Annotated in this window: 22 protein-coding genes and 1 pseudogene; 7 read left to right on the top strand and 16 right to left on the bottom strand. The window is 60.6% G+C overall.

The genetic code is table 11. The features are described from left to right. Positions 1-789 precede the first annotated feature (789 nt). From FJ423_RS00265 to nifB, 7 genes are all read right to left on the bottom strand, one after another. Positions 790-2,688 (bottom strand): ABC transporter ATP-binding protein, encoded by a 1,899-nt coding sequence (locus FJ423_RS00265; RefSeq protein WP_064993547.1) that lies wholly within the window; start codon positions 2,686-2,688, stop codon positions 790-792. After that, positions 2,688-4,550 carry an ABC transporter ATP-binding protein gene (locus tag FJ423_RS00260; RefSeq protein WP_064993546.1) on the bottom strand — a complete coding sequence of 621 codons (1,863 nt, stop codon included), beginning with the start codon at positions 4,548-4,550 and terminating at the stop codon, positions 2,688-2,690. The genes FJ423_RS00265 and FJ423_RS00260 overlap by 1 nt, the downstream gene beginning before the upstream one ends. An 86-nt stretch (positions 4,551-4,636) precedes the next feature. Next, complete coding sequence (locus FJ423_RS00255) at positions 4,637-5,521, bottom strand: SIR2 family protein (RefSeq protein ID WP_064993545.1); 885 nt, start codon at positions 5,519-5,521, stop codon at positions 4,637-4,639. Positions 5,522-5,560: 39 nt separating this feature from the next. Continuing rightward, a complete protein-coding gene (nifT, locus tag FJ423_RS00250) occupies positions 5,561-5,773 on the bottom strand; it encodes a putative nitrogen fixation protein NifT (protein ID WP_064993544.1) in 213 nt (70 codons plus the stop codon). Further along, on the bottom strand, positions 5,773-6,090 hold the full coding sequence (locus FJ423_RS00245) for a nitrogen fixation protein NifZ (RefSeq protein ID WP_064993543.1): 318 nt from the start codon (positions 6,088-6,090) through the stop codon (positions 5,773-5,775). Before FJ423_RS00245 ends, nifT begins: the two co-directional genes overlap by 1 nt. 76 nt (positions 6,091-6,166) lie before the next feature. Beyond that, positions 6,167-6,361 carry a 4Fe-4S dicluster domain-containing protein gene (locus FJ423_RS00240; RefSeq protein WP_013533512.1) on the bottom strand — a complete coding sequence of 65 codons (195 nt, stop codon included), beginning with the start codon at positions 6,359-6,361 and terminating at the stop codon, positions 6,167-6,169. A 31-nt stretch (positions 6,362-6,392) separates the two neighbouring features. Further along, complete coding sequence (gene nifB / locus FJ423_RS00235) at positions 6,393-7,874, bottom strand: nitrogenase cofactor biosynthesis protein NifB (RefSeq protein WP_064993542.1); 1,482 nt, start codon at positions 7,872-7,874, stop codon at positions 6,393-6,395. A gap of 393 nt (positions 7,875-8,267) precedes the next feature. On the opposite strand from nifB, the gene FJ423_RS00230 reads away from it, so the two are divergent. Continuing rightward, entirely contained in the window at positions 8,268-8,468 is a 201-nt protein-coding gene (locus tag FJ423_RS00230; protein WP_064993541.1) for a hypothetical protein, read from the top strand. A 164-nt stretch (positions 8,469-8,632) separates the two neighbouring features. Here FJ423_RS00230 and FJ423_RS00225 read toward each other — a convergent pair whose 3' ends face one another. The 8 genes from FJ423_RS00225 to FJ423_RS00190 all read right to left on the bottom strand — a co-directional run bounded on the left by FJ423_RS00225 (position 8,633) and on the right by FJ423_RS00190 (position 15,605). After that, entirely contained in the window at positions 8,633-8,932 is a 300-nt protein-coding gene (locus FJ423_RS00225) for a ferredoxin family protein (RefSeq protein WP_064993540.1), read from the bottom strand. Between the two features lie 12 nt (positions 8,933-8,944). Beyond that, complete coding sequence (locus FJ423_RS00220; RefSeq protein WP_064993539.1) at positions 8,945-10,252, bottom strand: FAD-dependent oxidoreductase; 1,308 nt, start codon at positions 10,250-10,252, stop codon at positions 8,945-8,947. A gap of 11 nt (positions 10,253-10,263) precedes the next feature. Beyond that, positions 10,264-11,373 carry an electron transfer flavoprotein subunit alpha/FixB family protein gene (locus tag FJ423_RS00215; RefSeq protein WP_064993538.1) on the bottom strand — a complete coding sequence of 370 codons (1,110 nt, stop codon included), beginning with the start codon at positions 11,371-11,373 and terminating at the stop codon, positions 10,264-10,266. Positions 11,374-11,391: 18 nt separating this feature from the next. Further along, the gene (locus FJ423_RS00210; RefSeq protein WP_013533507.1) at positions 11,392-12,240 is read right to left on the bottom strand and encodes an electron transfer flavoprotein subunit beta/FixA family protein; all 849 of its coding nucleotides are present in this window, start codon (positions 12,238-12,240) and stop codon (positions 11,392-11,394) included. A 174-nt stretch (positions 12,241-12,414) separates the two neighbouring features. Continuing rightward, positions 12,415-12,795, bottom strand: coding sequence for a nitrogenase stabilizing/protective protein NifW (nifW, locus tag FJ423_RS00205; protein ID WP_064993537.1), 381 nt, complete (start codon positions 12,793-12,795; stop codon positions 12,415-12,417). A gap of 51 nt (positions 12,796-12,846) precedes the next feature. Continuing rightward, positions 12,847-13,821: a pyruvate carboxyltransferase gene (locus FJ423_RS00200; RefSeq protein WP_246679119.1), complete on the bottom strand. Its 975-nt coding sequence runs from the start codon at positions 13,819-13,821 to the stop codon at positions 12,847-12,849. Between the two features lie 68 nt (positions 13,822-13,889). Beyond that, entirely contained in the window at positions 13,890-15,107 is a 1,218-nt protein-coding gene (gene nifS / locus FJ423_RS00195) for a cysteine desulfurase NifS (RefSeq protein ID WP_064993536.1), read from the bottom strand. A 177-nt stretch (positions 15,108-15,284) separates the two neighbouring features. Next, on the bottom strand, positions 15,285-15,605 hold the full coding sequence (locus FJ423_RS00190) for an iron-sulfur cluster assembly accessory protein (RefSeq protein ID WP_064993574.1): 321 nt from the start codon (positions 15,603-15,605) through the stop codon (positions 15,285-15,287). Between the two features lie 317 nt (positions 15,606-15,922). On the opposite strand from FJ423_RS00190, the gene FJ423_RS00185 reads away from it, so the two are divergent. Beyond that, positions 15,923-16,984 (top strand): ChuX/HutX family heme-like substrate-binding protein, encoded by a 1,062-nt coding sequence (locus FJ423_RS00185; RefSeq protein ID WP_064993535.1) that lies wholly within the window; start codon positions 15,923-15,925, stop codon positions 16,982-16,984. A gap of 689 nt (positions 16,985-17,673) precedes the next feature. Here the strand turns inward: FJ423_RS00185 and FJ423_RS00175 are convergent. After that, positions 17,674-17,871, bottom strand: a complete 198-nt coding sequence (locus tag FJ423_RS00175) for a hypothetical protein (RefSeq protein WP_064993534.1) — start codon at positions 17,869-17,871, stop codon at positions 17,674-17,676. A gap of 368 nt (positions 17,872-18,239) precedes the next feature. On the opposite strand from FJ423_RS00175, the gene FJ423_RS00170 reads away from it, so the two are divergent. The 5 genes and pseudogenes from FJ423_RS00170 (at position 18,240) to FJ423_RS00155 (ending at position 23,654) form a co-directional block, all read left to right on the top strand. Continuing rightward, entirely contained in the window at positions 18,240-19,457 is a 1,218-nt protein-coding gene (locus FJ423_RS00170) for a cytochrome P450 (protein WP_064993533.1), read from the top strand. Beyond that, positions 19,352-19,621 (top strand): annotated as a pseudogene (locus FJ423_RS34720) (ferredoxin); the annotation flags it as partial. The gene FJ423_RS00170 and the pseudogene FJ423_RS34720, both read left to right, overlap by 106 nt. Before the next feature lie 153 nt (positions 19,622-19,774). Beyond that, positions 19,775-20,359: a nuclear transport factor 2 family protein gene (locus tag FJ423_RS00165; RefSeq protein ID WP_064993573.1), complete on the top strand. Its 585-nt coding sequence runs from the start codon at positions 19,775-19,777 to the stop codon at positions 20,357-20,359. Between the two features lie 375 nt (positions 20,360-20,734). Further along, on the top strand, positions 20,735-22,336 hold the full coding sequence (locus FJ423_RS00160; RefSeq protein ID WP_064993531.1) for an SDR family oxidoreductase: 1,602 nt from the start codon (positions 20,735-20,737) through the stop codon (positions 22,334-22,336). Positions 22,337-22,601: 265 nt separating this feature from the next. Beyond that, entirely contained in the window at positions 22,602-23,654 is a 1,053-nt protein-coding gene (locus FJ423_RS00155) for an LLM class flavin-dependent oxidoreductase (RefSeq protein WP_064993530.1), read from the top strand. Positions 23,655-23,752: the final 98 nt, after the last annotated feature.

Here is a 23,752-nt window from a genome sequence, read left to right as displayed (position 1 = left end):
GGGTTCGTCGATTACGCTCCCACAAACAGCGGGGAGGTGCCTTGCACCAGACGGCTGGGCGCCGGGTCCGCGGGATCAATGGCTGCCGAACCGACTCTAGGCCGAATGGCCTCCAGCGGTCTCGTGCTCAATCGCGTCCCACTCGCTGCCCCACTTTTCCGGTATCCGAGTACGATAGCGGTCTATGATCGCCATCCGACACGGAGTGTCGGATTGTCGGGTCCGCGACAAACCTCTTCGTTCAGGCACTTTCTTGTCTAGGGCTTAGGCTAACCGCTGGAAACGAATGTCGGGTCGATGGGTGAGTTGATACGATTTTTGCGAGCCTTGGTGTGGAGCAGGAAGAGGTGGGATCTTGGAAGCGTGGACCGTCGATGCCACACGCTCGGCGCGCGGCAGCCGGTTTGCCTCGACCAGAGCCACACGCTGTTGCGGGACAGTATGCTACCGAGGAAAAACCTGAAGTGACCGCAGATCAAACATCATCCGCTGGACAGTTGCCCACCCGTCGGGGCTTATGGCCCTGCGTCAGGTCTACAGCGTTTCTTCAACGCTTGGAGGCAGATGGTTGCCGCCGTTTTCTGGATCGGTCTCGTTCGCACGGCTTCTTGTCCAGGGCTTGCTGGAGGCGAGGCAGCGTTCGTCTGATTGGAAACGGATTAGGGTTATCCCGCTCATCATACGGCCGTCACGCGGTTGGCTTCCTTGAGTGCGAGTGGTTTTCTCTGCCCGCTTCATCCGCGGCGTTCGCCGACGCGCCTAAAGCGGATACTGCCGGCGATGCTTGCATCAGGTACGAGAGGCGGCTTTTACGGTCGCATCAGCTTCCTCTTTGGGAATGTCGTCGAAGGATGAGTAGTTCAGATCGTACAGTTTGGAATAGAGCCCGCCCATAGCCATCAGTTTGTCGTGGTTGCCGGTCTCGATAACCTGGCCGTTCTGAAGTACGATGATCCGATCGGCATAGCGGATTGTGGCGAGCCGGTGAGCGATGACGAGGCCAGTGCGGCCTTCCAGGAGTTTTCTCAGAGCCTTCTGGATCAACATTTCCGTGTAGCTGTCTATGTTGGCGGTGGCCTCGTCAAGAACCAGGATCTTGGCGTCGGCAACAAGAGCGCGGGCGAAACTGACAAGCTGACGCTGGCCGAGAGAAAGGTTGCCGCCGCGTTCGCCGAGCTGGGTTTCATACCCGTTGGGAAGGCTCGTGATGAAGTCGTGGGCTCCGACCACCTTAGCGGCCTCGATCACCCTGTCGCGCGTGGCCTCGGTCTTGTGATAGCGGATGTTCTCGAAGACTGTCCCGGTGAACAGGAACGGTTCCTGCAGTACCATGGCGATCTGGAGGCCGAGGGATTCCTGGGTGAGGTCGCGCACATCGCGTCCGCCGACCAGCACCTGGCCTTGCTGAACATCATAGAAGCGGTGGACGAGGGCCATTGCGCTCGATTTACCAGAGCCGGTCGGCCCGACCAAGGCGACGGTCTCGCCGGGATTGACCTCGAAAGATACGTTGCTCAGCACCGGATGGTTGGGATCGTAGCCGAACGTAACGTTCCTGAACTCAACCGAGCAGTCCATTTCCGCCGAAAGTACCCGCGCGTCGCGTTTGTCCTGCACCTCGATCTGGACGTCCAGCACCTCGGTCAGGCGCTTGCCGGAGGCCATCGCTCTCTGCATGACCGAATATTGCAGGGTAAGTGAACGAATTGGGTCAAAGAAGCGTTGGATATAGAATATGTAGGCAACCAACGCTCCTACTTCGATGGGACCATTCATGGAGCCGCCGACCACAATTACGACAGCCATGGCGAGGCCTGTGAGGCCATCCACGATCGGCACCATTATCTGTGTATACCTGGCAGCGATCAGGTGGGTTGTGAGGTCAGCATGTGCCTTGTCGTCATACAATGCGAAGTTTACCTGCTGGCGGTCCATGGACTGAACGGTGCGCACGCCGTGAATGGCTTCGGCCAACGCGCCGTTAACAACTGAATTGGTGTCTTGTGCAGCAGTGAAGGCGTCGCGAGCACGCGGCAGCCAGACGATGCGGATAACCAACAGGACCGGCAAGACAGAGAGCGTCAGAAGGCCGAGCCTGAAGTTGACGCACAGCATAACGACAATGATGCCGAAGAGAAGCGTTATGTCGCCTACAGAGTAGATTGAGCTTTCGAGGAATTCCTGGATAGAGTTGACGTCGCCTTGGAGGCGGGACATCAGGCGTCCGATCTCGGTCTTGTCCATGAAGGAGAGCGATACCATCTGCAGATGCGCAAACATGGCGCGGCGGATGTCGAAGAGGACGTTTCCGGCCATTTTCCCGATCACGGCTTCCTGTGCGTAAGCGGCGCCGAAATTAACCAGAATGGCGAGCGCAAACGCGCCGGCGGCCTCAAGCAGTGCGGAGCGATCAACGCCTGCCGGGGTTATGGCCTCGTTGATCGCGTAGCGGATGATCAGCGGGATGAGAAGCTGCGTGCCAGTGAAAATCAGTAATGCGGCGACGGAGACGGCTGCCGTGGCCTGGTAGGGACGAACGAAGGCCCAGATGCGCCGAACGATCTTTTGGTCAAAGGCCCGGCCGAACATCTCCTCCTCGGCGCGATGGGAACCGACGACCGCGCGCGGGGGACGTCTGCCGCCGTCATTGGGTTCGATTTCGATTTCGCTGGCGTGCTCCTGGGCCATCAGGGCGCGCCCCTATACTTCGTCACAATGTCATCTCCCGGGCGCAACTGCAGATCATGAAGGGCCTTGTAGCGTCCTTGCTTGGCCAAAAGCTCTTGATGGGTACCACGTTCCACGATCTTGCCGTTGTCGACAAACAGGATCCGGTCGGCGTGCTTGAGCGAACTTAGCCGGTGGGCGATGATGATCGTCACCCTATCCTTGGCGAAACGCCGTATCGCCACGCGAATGCGCTGTTCGGTGGCGGCGTCGATCGCGGCCGTTGAGTCGTCGAAAATGACGACTGATGGACGCAACATCATGGTGCGAGCTATGGTGAGGCGCTGCCGCTGACCCCCTGACAGAGAAGTGCCCCGTTCGCCGACGACCGTCTTGTAACCTGCGGGGAGGCCCAGGATGTAGTTGTGCAACTGGGCGGATTCGCTAGCGCGCTCGATCCGCTGTTCCTTTGCCCAAGGGTCGCCATAAGCGATGTTGTTCTCGATCGTGGTAGTGAACAGGAATGCATCCTGCTGTACGACAGCGACCGCCTTGCGAAGCGTGGCGAGGGTGACCCCACGGATGTCCTGCCCGTCAAGCATGATGGCGCCCCCAGTGACGTCGTAAAAGCGGGGGATCAGGTGAGCGATTGTCGATTTGCCCGAACCCGGCGGACCCACGATCGCGATCGTCTCGCCCCTACGGGCACAAAAAGTGACATTCTCAAGAACGGCCCGGTTTCCGGTGCCGGGATATGCAAACGAGACATTGTCGAAGCGCAGAGTGCCTTCACCGATCTCAAGTGGTCGGGCGGTGGGAACATCCCTGATCGTATTGTCCTGATCGAGCAGACCGAAGAGGCGCGAACCGCAAGTATAAGCGCGGGCGAAGCCGTTGACCATCAGGCCAATCTGCCGGACGGGCATTTGCAGGATCGTCATGAAGGCCAGGAACATGGTGAGCGTCCCAACGCTGATCTGGCCGACGATGACCTTGTTGCAACCGATCCAGAGGACCAACCCCATGGCGAGAAAGAAGGCCAGGGTCATCGCCGACGTATTTGGCACGTACACGTCAACCTGCTGGTGAGCGACTTCGAGCGCGTTTTTCGACGCGCGGTCGAACTTTGCCATCTCGTAGGCCTGTGCCGAAAAGGCCCGGACAACGCGGATACCCGCCAGATTTTCCTCCATCACACGGCCGAGGACGGAAAGCCGCTCCTGCAGGTTGAGCCAGATGGCGCGTAGCTTGACCTGCGTGATCGACGATCGCCAGGCTACGAAAGGCACGAAGCTCAGCGCGATGAAACCGAGCAGCGTGTCGGTTGAGATCATCCTGTAGCCGCCGATCCCGATCAGCATGGTGAGCAGAAGCAAGCGAACCAGGGCGGTGGAAAAATACATCCGCACACCATCGAGATCGAGGATGCCGAGGGTGATCAGGTCGCCTGAATGCACCCGGTCGTGAAAGGAAAAGCTGAGGCGCTGGACCTTGTCGTAAAAAGCCAGCCGCAGTTCGTACGCGACGTGATGTCCGACGGCCTCGGCAAAATAGTTTTGCGCCATCGTGAAAAGGCCGCGTAGCGTACTCGCGGCGAGCAGCAGGAGAGCCGGAACCCACAGCGCTTGTTCTGCAGCCGCCCCCGTGGCACCGCCCCCGAGGACTACCTTGGTCTGGTCGATAGCGTCGCCGAGAAGCTGGGGAATGAGCACCTGCAGGATTACGGCTGCGATAGTCGACCCGATCGCAAGCGCGGCTTGGCCCGGATGCCTCAGATTCATGCGCGTGATGCGCAGCAGCGTGCTCAAGCCCCGGCCCCACCCGGCCGCTTTCACATGCGCGGACGATTTGAGAGAGGTCGTGCCAACAGCATCACTGCTCACGGTGTGTCCCTAACTTAACTTAGCGCCTTCAAAAACAAGCCATCGACTCACACCAACGAAGTCCTCAAGTTGACCAGGGCATTGGCTCAAGTCGTTGACCCGGCGAGTTGCGCCACGGCATCGCTGTCTGGCATGTCAATCACCGTGATCCCGCTTGCCCCAAGGAAACGCGCTTCGTTTCTGGTCAGCGTTTTCCCGTCCATTATCGCGTAACGTGGGCCTTCTGAGCGCTTCATGATCTGCCTGGCGTAAGTGCGCAGCATCTGATCGTTGAAGCGGCAGCCGAGGAATAAAAAGCCCCGGTCGGTGCGCCGTTCCTTGACCACGTCAGGGATAGGGGTCTGGATGTCGATCTCGGTCAGGGCTTCGACATAGTCGGAATCGGCTATGAGGAAATTTGCGGCCGGCCTGATACTGCCATGAGGCGCGTAGAGAACCGTCCTTGTCGCTGCTCCGGGCTCGAGCTCCGTCCCGAACAAGTCGTAGGTTCTGGTCCAAATGTCGCGAGTTTCGTTCGCCCGGGTGACGCCTTGTATCTCGGCGACGTCGGTTCGGCCGGCCTCAGCCAGCGCCGCCCTCATGGCGCCTTCGTACCAGCTGTCGACGATGAGGGAGAGCGGGAGCTTTGCGAGCCAGTTGTGGAGGAGCGTCGGCGCCGTCGGCCCCGCGAATATATCTGCCATCCAGGCTTGAAGTGTGCGGCGATGCCGGCGCTGCTCGATGAATTGCGCGACCGACCACATGTTGGTGCGGATCTTCGAGGGAGCTGTGGCCCGGGTGTTGAGTGCGGCGGCGACGGCCTCCGGGGTGCACGGTACAGGCGGCTCCGCTGAGCTTAGCCGCAGCAGACCCGGACCGAGATACGGGATCACGTGATCGGAAATGAGCGCTTGTCTGGCCAGCTCAAGCAGCTTTCGGGCAAAACTGTCGCGGACGACGAAGAGGTGGCCCGAGGTCGGGATCGTGTTCATGCTCGTTTCCTCTCCACGCCTCCTGATTGAGGCGAAACGTCAGTCGTCGTCCGAAAGCTTTCTTGCCTCGACGGTGATCGGCAGACGCGTATTCGGGGGAAGATCGGGTAGGAGAAGGCGCCAGCCGTTCCTGAGCGTTACGACCCCACCCCACAAATCTTGGTTCTCGAACTTGATAATCGCCTCTTCGAGATCTTTTTTGGGGACGTACGCGGACAATCCGGCATCGGTCCTGCGGATCATAACTTTCATCAGGCCGTCCCTTGCTTCGCGTTTTCTTCGGCCCTACCGGCAAGGTCGGCCCTGTCGAGGCTCATCAATTCGCGCGCTCGCATGCCAACGACCGTGCCACGGTCGATCCATTCGACGGCATAGATGAAGAACTGCTGTAGAAAGGTGCCGATGTCGCGCACATAACCCTCTTCACCCTTGCGCACGAGATTTTCGCCGATCTCCCTGCCAGGATAGGTGCCGTCATTCTTTATGTGACGAGTGGCGCGGACCCGCTCTCCCGGCCTGAATTGGGGAGGCCTGCGGATTTCGACCTCCTGTTCGCGTGCGAGCCGCATGGCGGTTCCTTGTTTGTTTGAGGCCAGAGTTGTTGATGGGGCGCGCAGGCTTTCCCGGAAGCAGCCCTATGCCGGGTCAGGCGGGAACGCAGGTCTTCGGCACCGGGCATACCGAGGCACATTGTTGCGTGTCGAATTCTCCCTGGCATTCTGTGCACTTCTGCGGCTCGACCACGTAGCTCTCGCCTTTGAACTTGATCGCACCGGACGGGCATTCGAATTCGCAGGCGCCGCATTGCGTGCATTGGGATGCGATGATCTTGAAAGCCATTTTGACTCCTGTTCGAGTGGAATGAGACGGCTCAGGCGTTCGCCGCGAGTGCCGGGACGCCGGACTCGGCGGCGTAAATCGCGCCGATTGCCGTTTCGATATAGTCATGGCCATAAGCGTCGGTTGCTCGGATACCGGCGTCCGCCAACTTATCCTTGGGGCAGTTTCCAATCTTGGCGCAAAGCACGATGTCTACGCCTTCCAGCGCGGCGATGACGCACTCGAGAGTGTCGTTCTCGCCCCACCCGCCGAGGCAATACTGCTCAACCTTGCGGTGCCCGACAAAGTTGATACCTATCGGCGAGGCTTCATACACCTGGAATTCCTTGGCATGGCCGAAGTGTTCGTTGACGCGGCCGCCGCCCCTAGTCGCCACCGCGACGACCAGGGACTTGCCGGAGCCGGCTGCCTTGACCATTCCAATCGCTTCGCTCCTGGCCGCCAGGTGATCACGGCGCTCGTCCGCGACCAGCTCCCGATAGGCTTCGCGCTTGCCGGCATCATAGGTGAGCTCGCCAGGAATCTGGTCGATCGTGAATTCCTGGCCACGATCCTCGCCGAGCAGGCCGACGGCATCTGCCCGGCACTGCCGGCAGTGGCGCATCAGCTTGGCGCCGCCTTGAAGAAGATCCTGAAGAGCCGTCATCTCCATTGCATTTGGGCCGCGCTGCCCGGTCAGTCCGTAGTACGTGCCGTGAGCCGGGTCTGAAATCAGGGGCATGACGTTGTGCAGGAACGCGCCGCGCTGCTTGACCTGCTTGTTCACCTCAACCAGGTGCTGGTCGTTCACCCCGGGGATCATCACTGAATTGATTTTGGTGAGGATGCCGCGCGCGCTCAGCATCTCCAAGCTCAGCATCTGTCGCTCGTGCAGGATCCTGGCGGCTTCGATGCCGACGTAGCGGCGGTGGTCGTAAAAGATCCAGGGATAGATCTTTGCTCCGACTTCCGGATCGACCATGTTGATGGTGATCGTCACGTGATCGACATTCATGTCGGCAAGCTCGGCGACATGGTCCGGCAGCGCGAGCCCATTGGTAGAGATGCAAAGCTTGATGTCGGGGATTTCCCTGACGACGCGTTCGAACGTCGCCTTTGTCTTCTCCCAGTCGTAGCAGGCATCGCCCGGTCCGGCGATGCCCAGCACGGAAAGCTGCGGCACTTCGTTGGCGACCGCGATAACCTTGCGTACCGCCTGGTCGGGCGTCAGCTTTTCCGAGACAACCCCAGGCCGGCTTTCGTTGGAGCAGTCATATTTGCGATTGCAATAGTTGCATTGGACATTGCACGCAGGCGCGACAGCGACGTGCATGCGCGCGAAATAGTGATGCGCCTCTTCAGAAAAGCACGGATGATCCTTGATCTTGTCCCAGACAGCCGGATCCAGATCGTCCGGTCTTGTCGACGACCCGCAGGAGGTAGATACGCAGCCACCCGAATTCGCGCTCGCCAGCAACTGGTCGGAGAGCTTCGTCTCGGTCAGGCTCTCAACCGAAATTGCCGGTGCGGACATCGAACGGCTCCGTTGCGGGTTAACGTCGCAGTTCAAAGCGCAAGCGCAATGCCAACTCAAAAGGCGGCACTATGATCGGCAATTGGCTTTCGCGTCGGATATCATGAGGCTGCTCCGACATAAATTTGTCGGACCTCGGACAGCGGCAGCCGCATAAGGTGAGGAAGGCGACTACGGCCGGACATCATTGAGAGACAGAAATCGCGTGTCGATCCCTTCACCCGTGAGCGCCTCGGCACAACGTTCTCGACCGGTCTCCGGCGAAGATGTCGATCTCGGCGACTGTGAACTCATCGGCGGTGAAGGTGTCGCCGCATACTGTGTCGGCATGGTTCCAGCTGGGAGATGCGTGCCTCCCCTTTACTCTCGTCCAGACGCCCGCCTGGGCTCCTCATGATCGCGATCAAAAGCGTGATCATCGTCAGAGACCCGAGCAGCTTGGCCTTGGCACGGACAGTTCCCGCGCACCTGGCGCAGGGGTATGGTCTTGTTCTCGACATCGTGAGAACGCTGGAATTTCTTCATCTCGATGTCATGTCGGCGCAAAGCGTATCTGACCTGCCGCGTTCGTTAACCCGGTCCGGCGGTATGTGAGCCCTGGAAACACTCAGGAGTTGTGGTCCAATGCTCCTCCCAAGTAGCATTCATTCAATTCTGGAAGCACACTGTTCACCCGCCCCCTTTGCGAGGATGGCGCCAGAAGCGGTTGGCGCTTGTGGTAACTTCAGGAGTACACACGTGCCCTATGCAAACGCGGATCATCCGAACTTGAAGAGGACACCGAAGCCACCGCGCGGATAGTTCCATTCGATCTCGCCGCTGGCCTCGCACAAGATGCGGCAGGTGCCGCACTCCATGCAGCCATCAGCGGTGATTTCAACCTGACCTTTGTCGTTCGACTCATAGCATTTCGCTGGACAGACGTGGGTCAGCGCGACCAGATTCGCGCTTGGTTGCTCGTGCGGTCGCACCTTTATATGCGGACGGCCGGAGTCCACCAGATAGCGGTTCTGGTAAAGCTTGTCCTCTACACGCAAGTTCGTCACTGGGTTTGTCATGTGGTCAGTGCCTCACCGCCACGCCAATGCCAGGCGGATAGCGTCCCTGACCAGACCCAACCGCGATCGCGCCTTGATGAAGGCTGCGGTAGTAGCCCTTTCCTTCTCGATCTTTGGCGTGCCGTCGACCCGCATGAAGTTCTGCGCGGCTTTCGACATTAGCCGCGGGTAGGTCGTGAAGAAATTAGCGGCGTTATTATGGAGTAAGGCTGGCATGTCTTTGTATTTCCGCAGGTCCTTCACCACGAAGGATTCGTCCAGCATCGTCTTGTAAAGGGCGAGGTTCCGTTTGGTCATAGGATCGTTGCGTCTCTTGACTTGGATGATAGCTTCAGCCGCAATGCGACCGGAGGTCATGGCGAGGTTCGAACCCTCGCGGTGAATGGCGTTGTTCAATTGCGCAGCATCGCCAACAACGACCCAACCGTCGCCAAAGAGCTGCGGAATTGCCTTGTAGCCACCTTCAGGAATGAGATGCGCCGCGTATTCCTTCACCTCCGAGCCGGCGATCAGCGGCCGGATCGAAGGATGGTTTTTTAGCGCCTCCAGGAGGGCGTAAGGGCTCTCCATCTTCGCGGTGAAATCCGAGACGAGGCAGCCGATGCCCAGTGAGATCGATTCCTTGTTGGTGTAGAGGAACCCGAGCCCGGCCATGTCGTGGGATATCGTGCCGACTGCCTCGATCACGCAGCCTTCACTCCCTTTGACGCCGAACCGCTGCTCAATGACCTCTTCGGGCAAGAAATGCATTTCCTTGACGGCCAGCGCCACGGCTTCGGGCGTCAGCATCTTGCGCAGGCCGCCTCGCGTGCCAAGCAGCCCGCAGACACCTTCTGCAAGAACAACGACGTCCGCGTAGATCGCTCCGCCAGCCCGATCTGTCCGCACCCCGATCACCTTGCCCTTGTTGTCACGCACGAGTTCCGTCACGGTCGTCTCGCACAGAAGCGTCGCGCCGGCCTGGCGCACCCTGCGCGAAAACCACTTGTCGAACTGGGCACGGATGATGGTATAGCGATTGGGGCTCACCTCGTTGAAGTCCTCCGACCGATAGTGAATCCCGGTGTGGGAGGTCTCGTCCATGACCCATAGCCGCTGTTCGACCAGATGCCGCTCCAGAGGTGCATCATCGCGGAAATCCGGGATGATCTTCTCCAGCATGTTCGCGTACATGATGGCGCCCTGAACATTCTTGGAGCCCGGATATTCACCTCGCTCCAACTGGAGTACCTTCAAGCCGTCGCTTGCCATCGTGTAAGCAGCTGCGTTCCCGGACATGCCGGCTCCGATGACAATCGCGTCGAATTCTTCGTTGATCATCTCGATCTCCCTTAGCTCGCAAGCTTGTCGCGGCTGTGCGGTGACAGCCGCCGGGTGAAGGCCTCGGTGAGCGCGGGGAGGAAGCGGACCGCATCGGTGACGATCCCGAGGTGAGCGAAATCGAAAATCGGAGCGTTCGGGTCGGTGTTGATGGCCACGATGAGATCGGCTGCCTCAACCCCAACGCGGTGCTGGATCGCGCCAGAAATACCAGCCGCTATGTAAAGCTTCGGCCGGATTGTCTTGCCAGTCTGGCCGATCTGCCGATCCGCCGGCATCCAGCCCTTTTGGACCAGCGGCCGCGAACAGCCAAATTCGGCGCCAATCGCTCGCGCGAGACTCTTCACAAGCTGCAGGTTCTCCGCCCCGCCGAGGCCGAGCCCTCCCGCAACCACCACATCGGCATAGGCGAGATTGGCTGTGCCTGACTGGCTATCCGGCAGGAAGCCGAGGATTTTGGTGACGATCTCATCCTCGGCCAGTGAAAGCTTGTGCGCGATGACGCGCCCGATCGCTCTGTCCGCCCGCTGCGGCATGGGCATGACCCTCGGTCGCACCGTCGCCATCTGCGGCCTGTAGTTCAGCGTGTATATCGTGCATAGCAACGAACCCCCGAAAGTCGGACGGGTCGCGGCAAGCGAACCGTCGGCATCCACATCGAGTTCGGTGCAGTCGGCCGTGAGCCCTGTTAGCAAGGTCGTCGCGACGGACCCGGCGAGATCCCTGCCGAGCGTGGTCGCTCCGAGAAGCAGAATCTCGGGTTTGTAAGTATCAACCAGATCGGTCATCGCCTTGGTGAAAGGCTCATTCCGATAGTCGGCGAGCAGCGGCGACTCGACGAAGTAGACAAGGTCGGCGCCATAGGCGAAGGCTTCGGCGACCGCGTTCTGGGTGGCTTCTTCCGGCGGTCCGAGCACAACGCCACAGAGCTGGACGCCAAGTTTGTCTGCCAGCTTGCGGCCCTCACCAAGCAATTCGAAGGACACGGAGTGGACCTGGCCGCGTTCAAGCTCGATGAAAACCCAAACGTGCCGATAGGCCCTGAAACGCTCGGGCAGTTCCTTCGTCATCCCGGCACGGCCGGCGGGCGGGCGGGGAGTGTCTGGGTTCGCGCTCGACATATGGTCTGCTCCTTGCCGTCAGGCGCCGTCGAAGGCGAGTTCCGGTTCCAGTGCCGGCTGGCGGGTGAAAATTGCAACAATCAGTTCGTCGGCGAGGTCGCGCAGCGTCTTCTCGGCCGTGTCAATTTGCGCTGCCTTTTCCGACCGCGCCGTAGGGGCGAAAACGCGTCTGACGACCGTCGGCGAGCCACGCAAGCCGCACTTGGTGAGGTCCTCAATGCCCGCCTCGGCCGCACTCCATTTCACAACCTGCCTCCGCGCAGCGCTCAATGCGTCTTCGATCGAGCCCCGACGCATCTCGTTGGTGCCTTCCAGCATGGTGATGAGGCAAGGCAGCTTGCTCTTCAGCGTCTGCGTCCCGCCCTCGCAACGACGCTCCACCGTGATCTCGCGCGCAGCAAGATCGATGGTAGCGATTCTCGCGACATAGGTGAGTTGGCTGAGATCGAGACGCTTGGCGATGCCGGGCCCGACTTGCGCGGTGTCGCCGTCGATCGTCTGCTTGCCCGTGAAGACCACGTCCGGCGTGCCGAAGGTTTCGCCGATCTTCGCGATTGCCTGGGAGAGAGCAAGTGATGTCGCCAGTGTGTCGGAACCGGCAAAATAGCGGTCGGTCAAAAGCACCGCGCGATCGGCGCCGTAGCCAAGCGCTTTGCGCAGGGAGTCCTCTGCCATGGGCGGACCCATGGTGAGCACGGTGACCTCGCCGCCATAAGCGTCGCGTAGCCTGAGAGCTTCTTCGAGGGCGAATAGGTCATAGGGGTTGATGATGGTCGGCACACCCTGGCGCATGATGGTGTTCGTCACCGGATGGACCCGTATCTGTGCCGAGTCCGGCACCTGCTTAATGCTGACGACGATGTGCATTGGCGTTTCTCTACGCTGTTATCCGGCGGGCTGGCGGTGCGAGTTCTTGGCTGCATCATTCGTGCCAAGTGCTTTGCGGCCCTGTTCCCCTTCGGGCTGCTCACTACGGATGGCGCCGTTGCGATCCCGAACTTGTCGACTTCTTGACATTGTCGCGTCGCGTCTATGTCGCGATCATTCCCTGCCGAACGGCTTCAGGACGGGATCGAAAGGAACGAAGGCGCGGCGTGTCGTGCAAGCTTTATCCGGATCGTGATCTTTGAGCACCTTGAAGACCCGGTGCGTGAGCGGCGAGGAAACCGCGAAGTCCCCGTAAGCCCGTTCCAGCAGGGCGCGCACGCGCGCGGCGATCACCTGGTCGGGCAGACCGGAGAAATCTTCCTCAGCAAGATATTGTCCCACACGCTTCATGATATGGAGCCGTGAAACGTCGAGCACCTTCGGATCATAGGAGACGCCAAGGACAGAGAAGAACTCCTCCGCGGCCGACACTCCTTTCAGTCGCGTAACGATATCGGTGACATCGATGGGACGGCCGTCAGCGGAACAGGTCATTACATTCTCCCTTGTCGGAAAACTGTTGGGTCAAATACGAAAAACTCTGATCTACAGCCGCGAAAATCCGCAGTTTGATGCACGAGGTGGGCTGAGCCAGCGAGGCAATCGGTTGGTCGCAAGGCTGGGCACCCCGGTGCCCGGGCGTGGCGAACAGGCGCCATGCGCAGCGCCGAGCAGTGCGAGATGGGCTCGATTATTGCCGCATTGGCTCTCGATCTGCCCGGGCTCCGACCTGAATGGGACCGAGGTCTTGTTGCTGGCATCTATGAGGAGATCGGCCAGACGCGGCCGGATCATGCGCCTTGATCTCCGGAGGGTTTTGGAGGTCACAGCCCCGACGATCGGCTTGGTGGCGGCTGTCGGTCGGCGTGACGCCTGCGCGACCTTGGCTGCCAGGGCAGGCAATGCGGTCAGGTCGATGCCAGCATCTGCGTGCTGGAGGACAGCTAACGCGGCGGCCACCTCTTCCAGCGCGGCATTGCCCGCGCGCTCGCTGAGTCCAAGGACGGTGGCCGAGGCATGGCGCGCGCCGGCGCGGATCGCCGCCAGCTGGGCGACAAGCTCGAAGGTCGAAAAGGGGTCGAGAACGCCGGCTGTGCCAGCCAGCCTCACGCGCCTTGCGCCGGCGCGCGCCGCCATCATGATAACGCGCCCGAGATGATCCCGGTCGGCCCGTGAAGCATCCTCGCAGCCAACGGCGACGGAGGAGCCGCTGGCGGCTGCGCGCCCGACCATATGCTCGATAAGCTGGAGCGCTCCCGCCTGATCGAGGCCGAGCTTGGTGGCAAGTTGGATGTTCGATGCAGGAAACGACAGATTGACGGCCCGGACCGCGCCCTCGATCGCTGCTTCGAGATCCGGTGAGGTCATCCGGCACCAGGCCGTGAGCCGCACCGAGAGGCTCCGCGCGACCACGGCGCGAATTGCGTCGATCTCGTCGGCGCCCATTGCCGGCGTGCCGATCTTGATCTCAGCGACGCCGGCTGCTGCAAGCGACTCAGCGATCTCAAGTTTTTCCGCCACGGTGAAGGCAACGCCGGGTGCCTGCTCGCCCTCGCGCAGAGTCGTCTCCTTGAGAAAGACCTGACTTCTCATGAATGGTCGCCCGAGCTTCCGGCGCTGAGACAGGGACCGCATTGAAGGTCTTCGGCACTCCGCCCTTCCGGCGCAGAACTGAGGGACTCGCGCAGCTTCTCCACGATGGCAGGCAAGACCTCGAGCACCCGGTCCACGTCGTCTTGGTCGTTGTCACGCGAGAACGAGAAACGGACCGCCCCATGTGGGATGTTCATCGCCCTCAGCACATGGCTCGGCTGTGCACAGCCAGAGGTGCAGGCGGAGCCTGAGGAACAGGCGATACCCACGCGGTTGAGGAGATGCAGGATTCCATCACCTTCGATACGTTCGAAGGCGATGTTTGCGGTGTTCGGCAAGCGCTCGAAGGGATCGCCGTTGACGAAGGTGTTTGGTACACGCTGAAGAATCCCGTTCTCCAGCCGGTCGCGTAGCCACTTTATCCGTGTGGTCTCATCATCCATGAATTTCAGGGCGAGTTCGGCTGCCATGCCGAGCCCAACTATGCCGGGCGTGTTTTCGGTTCCCGCACGCCGGTCTCTCTCTTGGTGACCGCCTTTGATCAGCGAGTGGAAGCGCACACCGCGCTTGAGGAAAAGTGCGCCGACGCCTTTCGGTCCATGCAATTTATGGCTGGAGAGCGATAGCATGTCGATAGCGGTCGATTTCAGGTCCATGGGGAGCTTGCCGACCGCCTGCACGGCATCGGTGTGGAAAAGGGCGCCGACTTCCTTCGCCAATTCGGCGAGCTTTGCGACGGGGAAGATCGTACCAGTTTCGTTGTTGGCCCACATGATCGAGACGATTGCCACGTTTGAGCTGAGGGCTGCCCGGTAAGCGTCAATGTCGAGCCGGCCATGGTGATCCACCGGGATCCTGTGCACCTTGACCCGGCGCGTCTGCTCAAGATGTGCGCAGAGCGCCAGCACTGCGGGATGTTCAACGGCGGACGTCACGATCTCTGTCCGGTCAGGCATCACCTCGAGCGCCGAAAGAATGGCCGCGTTGTCGCTTTCCGTCCCACCCGAGGTGAAGGTGATCTCGTCATCAAACGCCGCGCCGATCAGCGCCTGCAGCTGCCGCCGCGCGTTTCTCAACGCGGCGCCGGCAAGGGTGCCAAGACCGTGCGCCGACGAAGGGTTGCCGAATTGATCCGTAAGGAAGGGCAACATCGCTTGAACGACCTCGGGATCGACCCGTGTCGTTGCGTTGTTGTCGAGATAGAGAACTGTCATGGGTGTGGTCTCCAATCGAGCGGAATGACGTTAAGCGCAAGGATTCATCGCGCTTGCACCCGCCGTTGATAGCCGAGACGATCCAGAGCCGGTGCAGCACCCACAAATTGATTTAGACAGGCGCCGCCGTCGCGATCGACGAGCTCACCTCCCGGGCCCTCTCTCCTGCTTCGACGATCAGCTGAAGGACTTGCCGCATGAGCACTTCGCTCGCGCGTTTGGGTTATCGAAGACAAAGCCGGAGGATTCGAGCCCCGTGACGAAGTCGACGGTCATGCCGGCGACATGCGGTTGGGAGCCGGCGTCTAAGAACACCTTGATCCCATCTGTCTCGAGGATCGCGTCGCCCTCGCGCGGGACGCTCTCCAAGCCGATTGAGTATTTGAAGCCGGAGCAGCCGCCGGGCTGAACCATGATGCGAAAGCCTTCCGCGGGGTCAGTAGCGGCGGAAAGAGCGGTCTTGACCGCGGCAACGGCCTTGTCGGTGAGCGTAATCATGGCTCGCTTATCCTCGTGCGTGACGATTTTGCGGATCACCATGCATGGTCCGTGCCAATGGGAAAAGCGGCGCTGGAACAGTGCGACATCGCTAACACTGCCGCGATTCCGGTTCGGAATTGCTGCGAAGGCGTCCGGCAATCGACACGTATTGTCGGATTTGTCGCGTCCGCCACAGGGGCTGGGCCCGAGTTCCCGCTGAGCTGGCACGTAAGCCAGTTTCCGAGATGCTTCGGCAAATTGGCACGAGTTTTGAGGCTCCCTTTTGGCGAGGACTAACGCTCCTGACCGACAGTATGGGCAAGCAGAGGTAAGACATGCACCAGCGCGAGAAACCTTCGCCAGAGAGAATCCGGCGGGCACGCGAAGACAGCCCCAAAATCCGCGACCGCGATCTCGCTGGCCAATTGGGCATCTCGGAAGCGGAGCTCTCCGCGGCACATTGCGGTTTTGGCACGGTGCGCATCGAGCCACGCGTCAATGTTGTTCTAACCGCTCTCAAGGCGGTCGGCGAGGTAATGGCGCTGACCAGCAATGATAGTGCCGTGCATGAGAAGATAGGCATCTACGACAAGGTGCTCACCGGCAGCCATCACGCCATGGTGCTCGGCAATGACATTGATCTGCGCATCTTCCCGAAGGTGTGGGCGCATGGCTTTGCCGTCGAGACACGCGAAGGCGGGGAGATCCGCCGCAGCCTGCAATTTTTCGACGCCGCAGGCGAGGCAGTGCACAAGGTGCATCTGAGGCCGTCCTCAAACCTCTATGCCTATCAAAGACTGACAGACGAACTCCAATCCTCGAACCAGGAGCCGATTGTATCGGTTAAGACGAGGTCAGCCGAAAACGAGGCAAACATTCCGGACCAAGCCGCTACCATCGACGACCTGCGGGAGCACTGGAGCCAGCTGACCGACGTACACCAGTTCTTCGGCATGCTGAAGACGCTGAACCTCAGGCGCCGCCGGGCGGTCCGCATGGTCGGCCAGGACTACGCCTGGCTGCTTGACAATGCTGCCATTGGCGGCATGTTCCATCGTGTCGCCGAGGACGAGATGCCGATCATGTGCTTTGTCGGCAATCCTGGCTGCATCCAGATCCATTCCGGCCCGATCAAGTTGGTCAGGCAGATCGGGCCTTGCATCAACGTTCTCGACGCCACTTTCCACCTGCATCTCAGGACCCAGCACATCCGCGAGGTTTGGGCCGTGCGCAAGCCGACCAGGGACGGCCACGTCACGTCACTCGAAGCCTATGGCGCCGACGGCAATATGATCATCCAGTTTTTCGGGACGCGCAGGGAAGGCGAACCCGAGCGCGACGACTGGCGGTTACTGACCGAGAACCTGCCGCGCTTTCCCAATTCAACCGCCGCTTGAGGTAGGACCGACGCATATTGATTTCCGTTTTCGCTCGGCGTCCGCGCCGCTACTCTGGATTCTGCTGACCACCTCTGCGCCTGCCGAGGCCAACGAGAGCACAGCTGTCTTTTGCGACCCGTCGCGGATCGCCTTGACCGTAGTCTCCAGCCCCAGGGCGCTACACCCGTGGCGAGCCAGCCATCGATGGTTCCGTTGCGATGTCCCAGAACCGGAAGCTGCCCCTGGTCTAATGCGTCAGCTGTACGTCGATCGAACGTCCAACATCCCGGCCCTGTACGGCGCCGGGTGGCATCAAGTGGTCGAGGTGAAATCGATCGGTCCCTTCGTCCAGTTTCCAGAGGGATGGGTCCACAAAGGCGTGCTCGAATGATCCATAAGGTCGGCAAGGCCCGTCGGCGTCCAATGCCAAGTCCGCAAGGGTAGCGTGCGAGATGGATGCAAAGCTGAACGCCGCCCGAAGCAGACCGTATCATCAAAGAACGCCAGCGCATCCTGTTCGTGCTATCGGAGCAGGGCGGTTAGATTCTCGGCCCGGGGCGGCGACGCAGCAGTCGAAGGCCTGGTTGCCGGTACGACGAGTGCGGTCGAGGATTTCTCCGGCGGGCAGCAGCTGTCCGACGAGGCGATCGTCACCGCCAGGCGAGGTGATCCTGACGCAGAAGAATGTCGGGGCGGAATCTTCAGAGCTAATTTGCGGCCTCGCGATAGCCTCGGCGGACGTAGGCCTTCTTTTCGCCGTTGGCGGCGTCGGCGGCCCCAAGCTCCAGCTCCGCCGCTCGGCGGCAAACCAGCAAGGGATCGGGGCCGGAGCCTTCTTCACGAGCGCGCAGGCTCATCATGGTCAGTGATCGTTCCTGCGAACCAATCGCTGTCAGCAAATCCACCTTGCCTGCGAACCGTCGATTACCACCGCAAAGCCGCTCGCTCCCTACAGCGCTTGTGGAGAGCGCGCTCGCGAGCGGCTTCGCTACCGCCGAGCGACACCCGGTCTGGGAGGGACCTCGTTCGATCCTTAGGCAGCTTCCACCAGGCTCCTCGTTAGCTTCTATGCGCACCGTTGTGATGTCTGGAACGGACAAGAATGTCGAAAGCCCTACCAGGCGTAGCCCCATACCGGGTCGCCACGACGATATATGAGCGGGTGCCAACGGTGCCCCTATTCGGCACGCGATTTGCTCAATGTCATCTGAGGCGATGTCGGCAGTGCGTCACGCAGTTCAGCGGCGTAAACGCCTGAACGCAGGAGGACCAAATGGTAGCCAACCCGGTTCCAGATCATGTCCCCCCGGAAATGGTGGGCGACTTCAGTCTTTTTACCTCGCCAGGCATGTCCCCGACGCCCAACGGCGATCCGCACGCAGCAGTCGCTTGCGTGCATGCCGGGCCGCCGATCTTTTATTCGCCTTGGAACACGCGGGCCGGACAGGGTACTTGGGTCATCACTCGGGCGGCAGATCAGCGCCGGGTGCTGCAGGAGACCGAAGTCTTTTCCAGTCATCGCAGCATCTTCGCATCTGCATTGGGCGAAGACTGGCCGATGATCCCGCTCGAACTCGATCCACCGTACCATGGAGTCTTTCGCTCACTGCTCAATCCGCTGCTTTCGCCACAGCGCGTAGCGGAATTTGAACCAACTATCCGCGAGCGAGCGATAACGCTCATCGACAGCATCGCCTCGCGGGGCACGAGCTGCGACGTGATGAAGGATTTCGCCTTTCCCTTCGCCGTCAACATCTTCCTTCGCTTTCTCGGACTGCCGGATCACCGTCTCGATACATTTGTCGGCTGGGCGAAAGATCTGCTCCACGGCGACGATGTGAGACGGCCGGCGGCTGCTCGGACTATTGTGGCGTTCATCGACGAACTAGCGGCGATGCGCCGCAAAGAGCCCGTCGACGATTTCATGAGCTTCATCGTGCATGCACAGGTCGAGGGTCGCGGGTTGACGGACCAGGAGGTCCGTGGCATTGGCGTGCTTACCTTCGTTGCGGGACTCGACACCGTCGCTGCAGCCATTGGCTTCGACTTGGCCTATCTCGCGCGCAACCTCGAAGATCAGGAATTGCTGCGGAACGAACCGGACCGGATTGTGCTCGCAGCCGAAGAGTTGCTGCGCGCCTATCCGAGCGTTCAGATGATCCGCGTGGCACGGAAAGATATCGATTTCAAAGGCGCGCCGATCCGCAAGGGAGACTTTGTTTCCTGCGCCACGATGATTGCAAATCGTGACCCTGCGGAATTCGAGGCCCCCAACACGGTCGATCTGACGCGAGAGGGCAACCGCCACGCCGCCTTTGGCTATGGTCCCCACCGTTGCCTTGGCTCTCATCTCGCCCGGCGGGAAATTGTCATTGGGCTGGAGGAGTGGATGGCGCGCATACCGCCCTTTCGGATCAAGGAGGCAACAGCACCCATCACCCATGGCGGCCATGTGTTCGGGATCGAAAATCTGATTCTGGATTGGGCTTGACCAAGGCCGCCCGGAACTGGGCACAGACGTGGGAAGTAGCCGTGCGCATTATCGTTCACAAAGCCAGGTGCCAGGGTCATGCGCAATGCTCGGCGCGAGCGCCGGCAGTCTTCAAGCTGGATGAGGCGGGCTACATCCTACCTGGTGACATTGATGTTGCGGATGGGGAGCAACTGCTTGCGGCAGATGGGGTGCGATCCTGCCCCGAACTAGCGCTGGAAATAGACGATCCGCCTGCTGCGCGCATAGTAGCCCAGGCCACGCGCAAACGGAACAATGCGCTCCCGGAACACCTCAGAACGACGGAATTTTCGACTATGGACCCCGCAAAAACTACCGAACTACTCGACCGTGAGGCGATCCGCGACTGCCTCTATCGGTACTGCCGCGGGATAGACCGCGCCGATGAGGCAGCGCTGCGTAGCGCCTACTGGCCTGATGCACATGACAATCATGGGGCCTATCGCGGCTCGGCCGAGGGCTTCATCCGGTTTGCGCTCGGTGTCTTCAAGACCGGACCGCGCAACATCCATCAGATCACGAACGTCCTTGTCGAATTCATCAAACCGGCTCAGGCCGCAGTCGAGAGCTATTTCACCGCGCTGCAACGCGGACCGGACAAAGACGGAGAAATGCGCCAGATGCTGCTAAGCGGGCGCTACTGCGATCTGTTTCAAAAGAGGGCAGGCGAGTGGCGGATTGCCGATCGGACCGTCGTCTACGATTGGCTCGAGGAGCAGGTCCCAGCTGCGGTGCTTGAGACAGAACGGTTCGGCCTGCGACAGCCGATTGGAGCACCGTATCCGAACGATCCGGTCTACGCGATCGGAAAGCATCGCGTTGCTTCTCGCGATAATGCGTCCCCAGCTCCGAACGGGAAAACCACATCGGTGGGACGATAATTTATGACAACTCTGCTACGCCACAGCAAGCTTAGCGATACCCTGCACGCTAAAGATGCGGCCGCCAGGGTAGCCTTTCTGCCCCGCGACAGCGTGACCGCGACAGCGCTCTGGTCTGAGGCCACGAGCGCGCCGAGGCCGGTCTACATCGATTTGCTGGACTTGGCAGAGCCGCTCATCGAGGCAAGCCCCTGTGCTTGAGGCGTCGGACACACATTCGACTATCCGACCGAGAGTTGGATCGCAGCCAATGCGGACGACGCCTGTCTGGGAACGCACGCGACCGGCGCCAGCACAGGGTGCTCTACGGGGGCGCACCATTCCGCCGCACCACGTCGAGGGCAGAGATTTCAGAGACTCCTGGAGAAAGTTCCCATGAAGCATGCAGGACGGGTCGTAATCATAACAGGCGCCGTGGGCGGAATCGGCCGTGCCCTGGTCGATGTTCTTGCGGCAGATCAAGACACTATTGTTGCGGTGGACCTTCCTGGGACCGGCGTGTTTGAACTGGCCCGCGATCTCGGCGAGCAGCACCTTGGCCTCGAGTGCGATGTCTCGCGAGAGGGAGATATCCTCGCGCTCTATGGCCGGGTCGAAGCACAGTTCGGGCAGATCGACGTCCTCATCAACAACGCCGCGGTGGGACCCAATGTGGCTGCCACTGTCGACACCGATGTCGACGCCTTCCGACGCCGCCTGGCAGTAAACCTGATTGGGCCGTTCGTCATGGCGCGCGAGGCGGCGAGGCGCATGAGGCCGGGAGGTGCCATCGTCAACGTCGCTTCGATGTCGGGCGTGGCCAGCAATCCCAGACGCCATGCCTACGCAGCCTCGAAAGCAGGCCTGATCTCGTTGACAAAGTCGCTTGCATGCGAATGGGCTTATCGCGGCATCCGCGTGACGGCGGTAGCGCCGGGCTGCGTGCGCACGCCTATGACTGCAGAGCTGGAACGAGCAGGCAAAATGGACCTCTCGGCGATGCGCCGTCGCGTGCCAATGGGGCGCATGGCTCGGCCCGACGAGATCGCCCGGGCTGTGCGTTTTCTGGCAAGCGCACAGGCGCACTACGTCACGGGATCCGTGCTGGCGGTCGACGGCGGCTGGATGTCATTCAACCAACCTGGGGATGCCTGCCCTGAGGTGGAAGGCGTTCCCCTAAGCGAACTCTCCTGTCCGGCCCAACGCGCCGACGCGCGAGTGGTGCTCGTCACGGGTGGTGCGAACGGTATAGGCGCCGCCGTTGCTCGCCGTTTTGCCGCGAATGGTGATACCGTAGTGATCGCCGATAAAGACCGCACCGCGGCAACTCTCCTGGCTGCATTGCTCGGCGGAAAGAACATCGCGAAATCGGTAGATGTGGCCGTCGAGGCCGAGGTGGTGGCGGTGTTTGAGGAACTGAGGGAGCGCTTCGGGGGCGTCGATATCCTCGTCAACGGTGCTTCTGTCGTCGACACTTTTGTGGCTGGGATCGAACAAATGCCTGCAGACATCGAACGTGTCCTGCATGTCAATCTCACTGGCGCCTTCGTTTGCGCGCGTGAAGCGATCAAAGCAATGCGCCCGGGCGGCGTGATCCTCAACCTCGGATCGATCAACAGTTTTCTGCCCTTCGCGCCGCGTCACGCCTACGGTGCCTCGAAGGCGGCGATGGACATGCTGACCCGATGCATGGCGGCCGAACTGGGGCCCGCCGGCATTCGCACAGCCACCGTCGCTCCTGGCTATATCCGCACTCCCGCCATTAGCGAGTTGGCGAAAACCGGCCACATCGACTTGGCAACGATCGGCCGACGGATCCCTTTGGGCAGGATGGGAAGGCCGGAAGACGTTGCAGATGCAGCGTTTTTCCTGGCTTCCTCCGACGCCTCATACATCAACGGCTCGATCCTCTATGTGGACGGCGGCTGGACCGCGTTCGGTGACGCAGGAAACGCCAGCGAACTCTACGACGAATGCTTTGCGGAGGCGGGTGTTTGAACGTCGACCATCGCTACGCTACCGGGCGCCGTCCATGAAAGCGGAGACCTGGCTTGGAACGCGCCCGCGGCGCGGCCCCGATCCAAGATGTCGGCGGGGCAACGTCCCTCGGCATGGGGACAAGCTCTCGCGCGTGCCGGCAACCATGGATCCGGACTGCTTATCGTACCACTATGCCCCTGCCAGGCGCCCGATCCGAGGCAATCGCGTGTCTCGGATGAGCGCAGTTCCAAATCCGCCAACCATCAGCAAACAAGGAAACATAGTGGAATTCGCCACCTTCATCCTGGCCGCCCAACGTGGGTATCATCAATCCCCCGAGATCGTTATCCGAAACTCGATCGAACAGGCCATCGCTTCGGAACAGGCCGGCTTCGGCACAGCCTGGTTCGCAGAACACCACTTCAACAACTACAGCCTGATCCCTTCGCCATTGATGATGGTGGCCCACTGCGCCGGAGTGACGAGCACCATTCGCCTCGGCACTGCCGTCTGCGTGCTGCCGCTCTACAAACCGCAGCGCCTGCTCTCCGAGATCGGCTTCGCCGATATCCTTGCGAACGGTCGCCTGGAACTCGGCGTCGGCTCTGGATACCAACAGTTCGAGTTCGAGCGCTTCGGCGTCAGTATCGATGAGGCGCCGGCGATCTTTTCGGAACATCTCGATATCCTTTTGAAGGGTCTCAACCAGAACATCTTCGAGCACGATGGCCACTATGAGAAAATACCCCCGACGGCGATTTCAGTATGCACCGTCCAAAGGCCGGCACCGCCCATCTGGATGGCCGGCGGGCCGGCCCGCATGAAACGGGCCTACCGAGAGGGTCACAATTTCTTTGTCACCGCATTCCACGACGGCCTGGCGAGCTTGAGCACGTTGCGCGGAGCAATCAAGGAGGCGGCGGCTTCCGAGGACAGGAATGTGACGGACGCCAGGATATCGCTGTTGCGTTGCTGCTACGCCAGCGATGACGAGGAGGAGATCAACAGCTATCTCGACAACGCCCGTTTCCAGCGCCGCCTGTCCGAGGCGCTGCATCAGCGCCGGCAGCAGAGCCACGACGGCTATCTGCTGCAGGAAACGCCCACCCAGCAGGATCTGTCCTTCGGGGCAATGCGCAACAACCTGCCGATCGGCAGTGTGAATCGCGTGATTGATCGCTTGCTGCAAGAGATCGACATTCTGAAGCCGGATCAGATCGCAATCCAGACCCAGTTGGGGGATTTCGACCAAAAGCTAATGCTGCGCCAGATCGAACTCTGGGGAGACAAGATCATTCCCGCAATCAACAAGGCGCTGGGTTATGCGCGCGTTTGAAATCATAAGGGGGCCAACTTCGTGGCCGCAGCTTCTTTTTCGTTCCACTCGGCATAAACGGATTCAAATGGCACGTTCATGAACGGAACTTGGCGTGG

The sequence above is a fragment of the Mesorhizobium sp. B2-8-9 genome (assembly GCF_006439475.1).
In the GTDB taxonomy this organism is placed as follows: domain Bacteria; phylum Pseudomonadota; class Alphaproteobacteria; order Rhizobiales; family Rhizobiaceae; genus Mesorhizobium.
This window is presented reverse-complemented; position numbering and strand designations above follow the sequence as displayed.

Excerpts from the sequence above, each read along its gene's own strand:
- FJ423_RS00220 (WP_064993539.1), bottom strand. The coding sequence starts at position 10,252 with ATGATCAACGAAGAATTCGACGCGATTGTCATCGGAGCCGGCATGTCC.
- FJ423_RS00185 (WP_064993535.1), top strand. The coding sequence starts at position 15,923 with ATGCACCAGCGCGAGAAACCTTCGCCAGAGAGAATCCGGCGGGCACGC.
- FJ423_RS00230 (WP_064993541.1), top strand. The coding sequence starts at position 8,268 with ATGATCGCGATCAAAAGCGTGATCATCGTCAGAGACCCGAGCAGCTTG.
- FJ423_RS00210 (WP_013533507.1), bottom strand. The coding sequence starts at position 12,240 with ATGCACATCGTCGTCAGCATTAAGCAGGTGCCGGACTCGGCACAGATA.
- nifS (WP_064993536.1), bottom strand. The coding sequence starts at position 15,107 with ATGACAGTTCTCTATCTCGACAACAACGCAACGACACGGGTCGATCCC.
- nifW (WP_064993537.1), bottom strand. The coding sequence starts at position 12,795 with ATGACCTGTTCCGCTGACGGCCGTCCCATCGATGTCACCGATATCGTT.
- FJ423_RS00255 (WP_064993545.1), bottom strand. The coding sequence starts at position 5,521 with ATGAACACGATCCCGACCTCGGGCCACCTCTTCGTCGTCCGCGACAGT.
- FJ423_RS00165 (WP_064993573.1), top strand. The coding sequence starts at position 19,775 with ATGGACCCCGCAAAAACTACCGAACTACTCGACCGTGAGGCGATCCGC.
- nifB (WP_064993542.1), bottom strand. The coding sequence starts at position 7,874 with ATGTCCGCACCGGCAATTTCGGTTGAGAGCCTGACCGAGACGAAGCTC.
- FJ423_RS00160 (WP_064993531.1), top strand. The coding sequence starts at position 20,735 with ATGAAGCATGCAGGACGGGTCGTAATCATAACAGGCGCCGTGGGCGGA.
- FJ423_RS00240 (WP_013533512.1), bottom strand. The coding sequence starts at position 6,361 with ATGGCTTTCAAGATCATCGCATCCCAATGCACGCAATGCGGCGCCTGC.
- FJ423_RS00215 (WP_064993538.1), bottom strand. The coding sequence starts at position 11,373 with ATGTCGAGCGCGAACCCAGACACTCCCCGCCCGCCCGCCGGCCGTGCC.
- FJ423_RS00225 (WP_064993540.1), bottom strand. The coding sequence starts at position 8,932 with ATGACAAACCCAGTGACGAACTTGCGTGTAGAGGACAAGCTTTACCAG.
- FJ423_RS00265 (WP_064993547.1), bottom strand. The coding sequence starts at position 2,688 with ATGGCCCAGGAGCACGCCAGCGAAATCGAAATCGAACCCAATGACGGC.
- nifT (WP_064993544.1), bottom strand. The coding sequence starts at position 5,773 with ATGAAAGTTATGATCCGCAGGACCGATGCCGGATTGTCCGCGTACGTC.
- FJ423_RS00170 (WP_064993533.1), top strand. The coding sequence starts at position 18,240 with ATGGTAGCCAACCCGGTTCCAGATCATGTCCCCCCGGAAATGGTGGGC.
- FJ423_RS00245 (WP_064993543.1), bottom strand. The coding sequence starts at position 6,090 with ATGCGGCTCGCACGCGAACAGGAGGTCGAAATCCGCAGGCCTCCCCAA.
- FJ423_RS00190 (WP_064993574.1), bottom strand. The coding sequence starts at position 15,605 with ATGATTACGCTCACCGACAAGGCCGTTGCCGCGGTCAAGACCGCTCTT.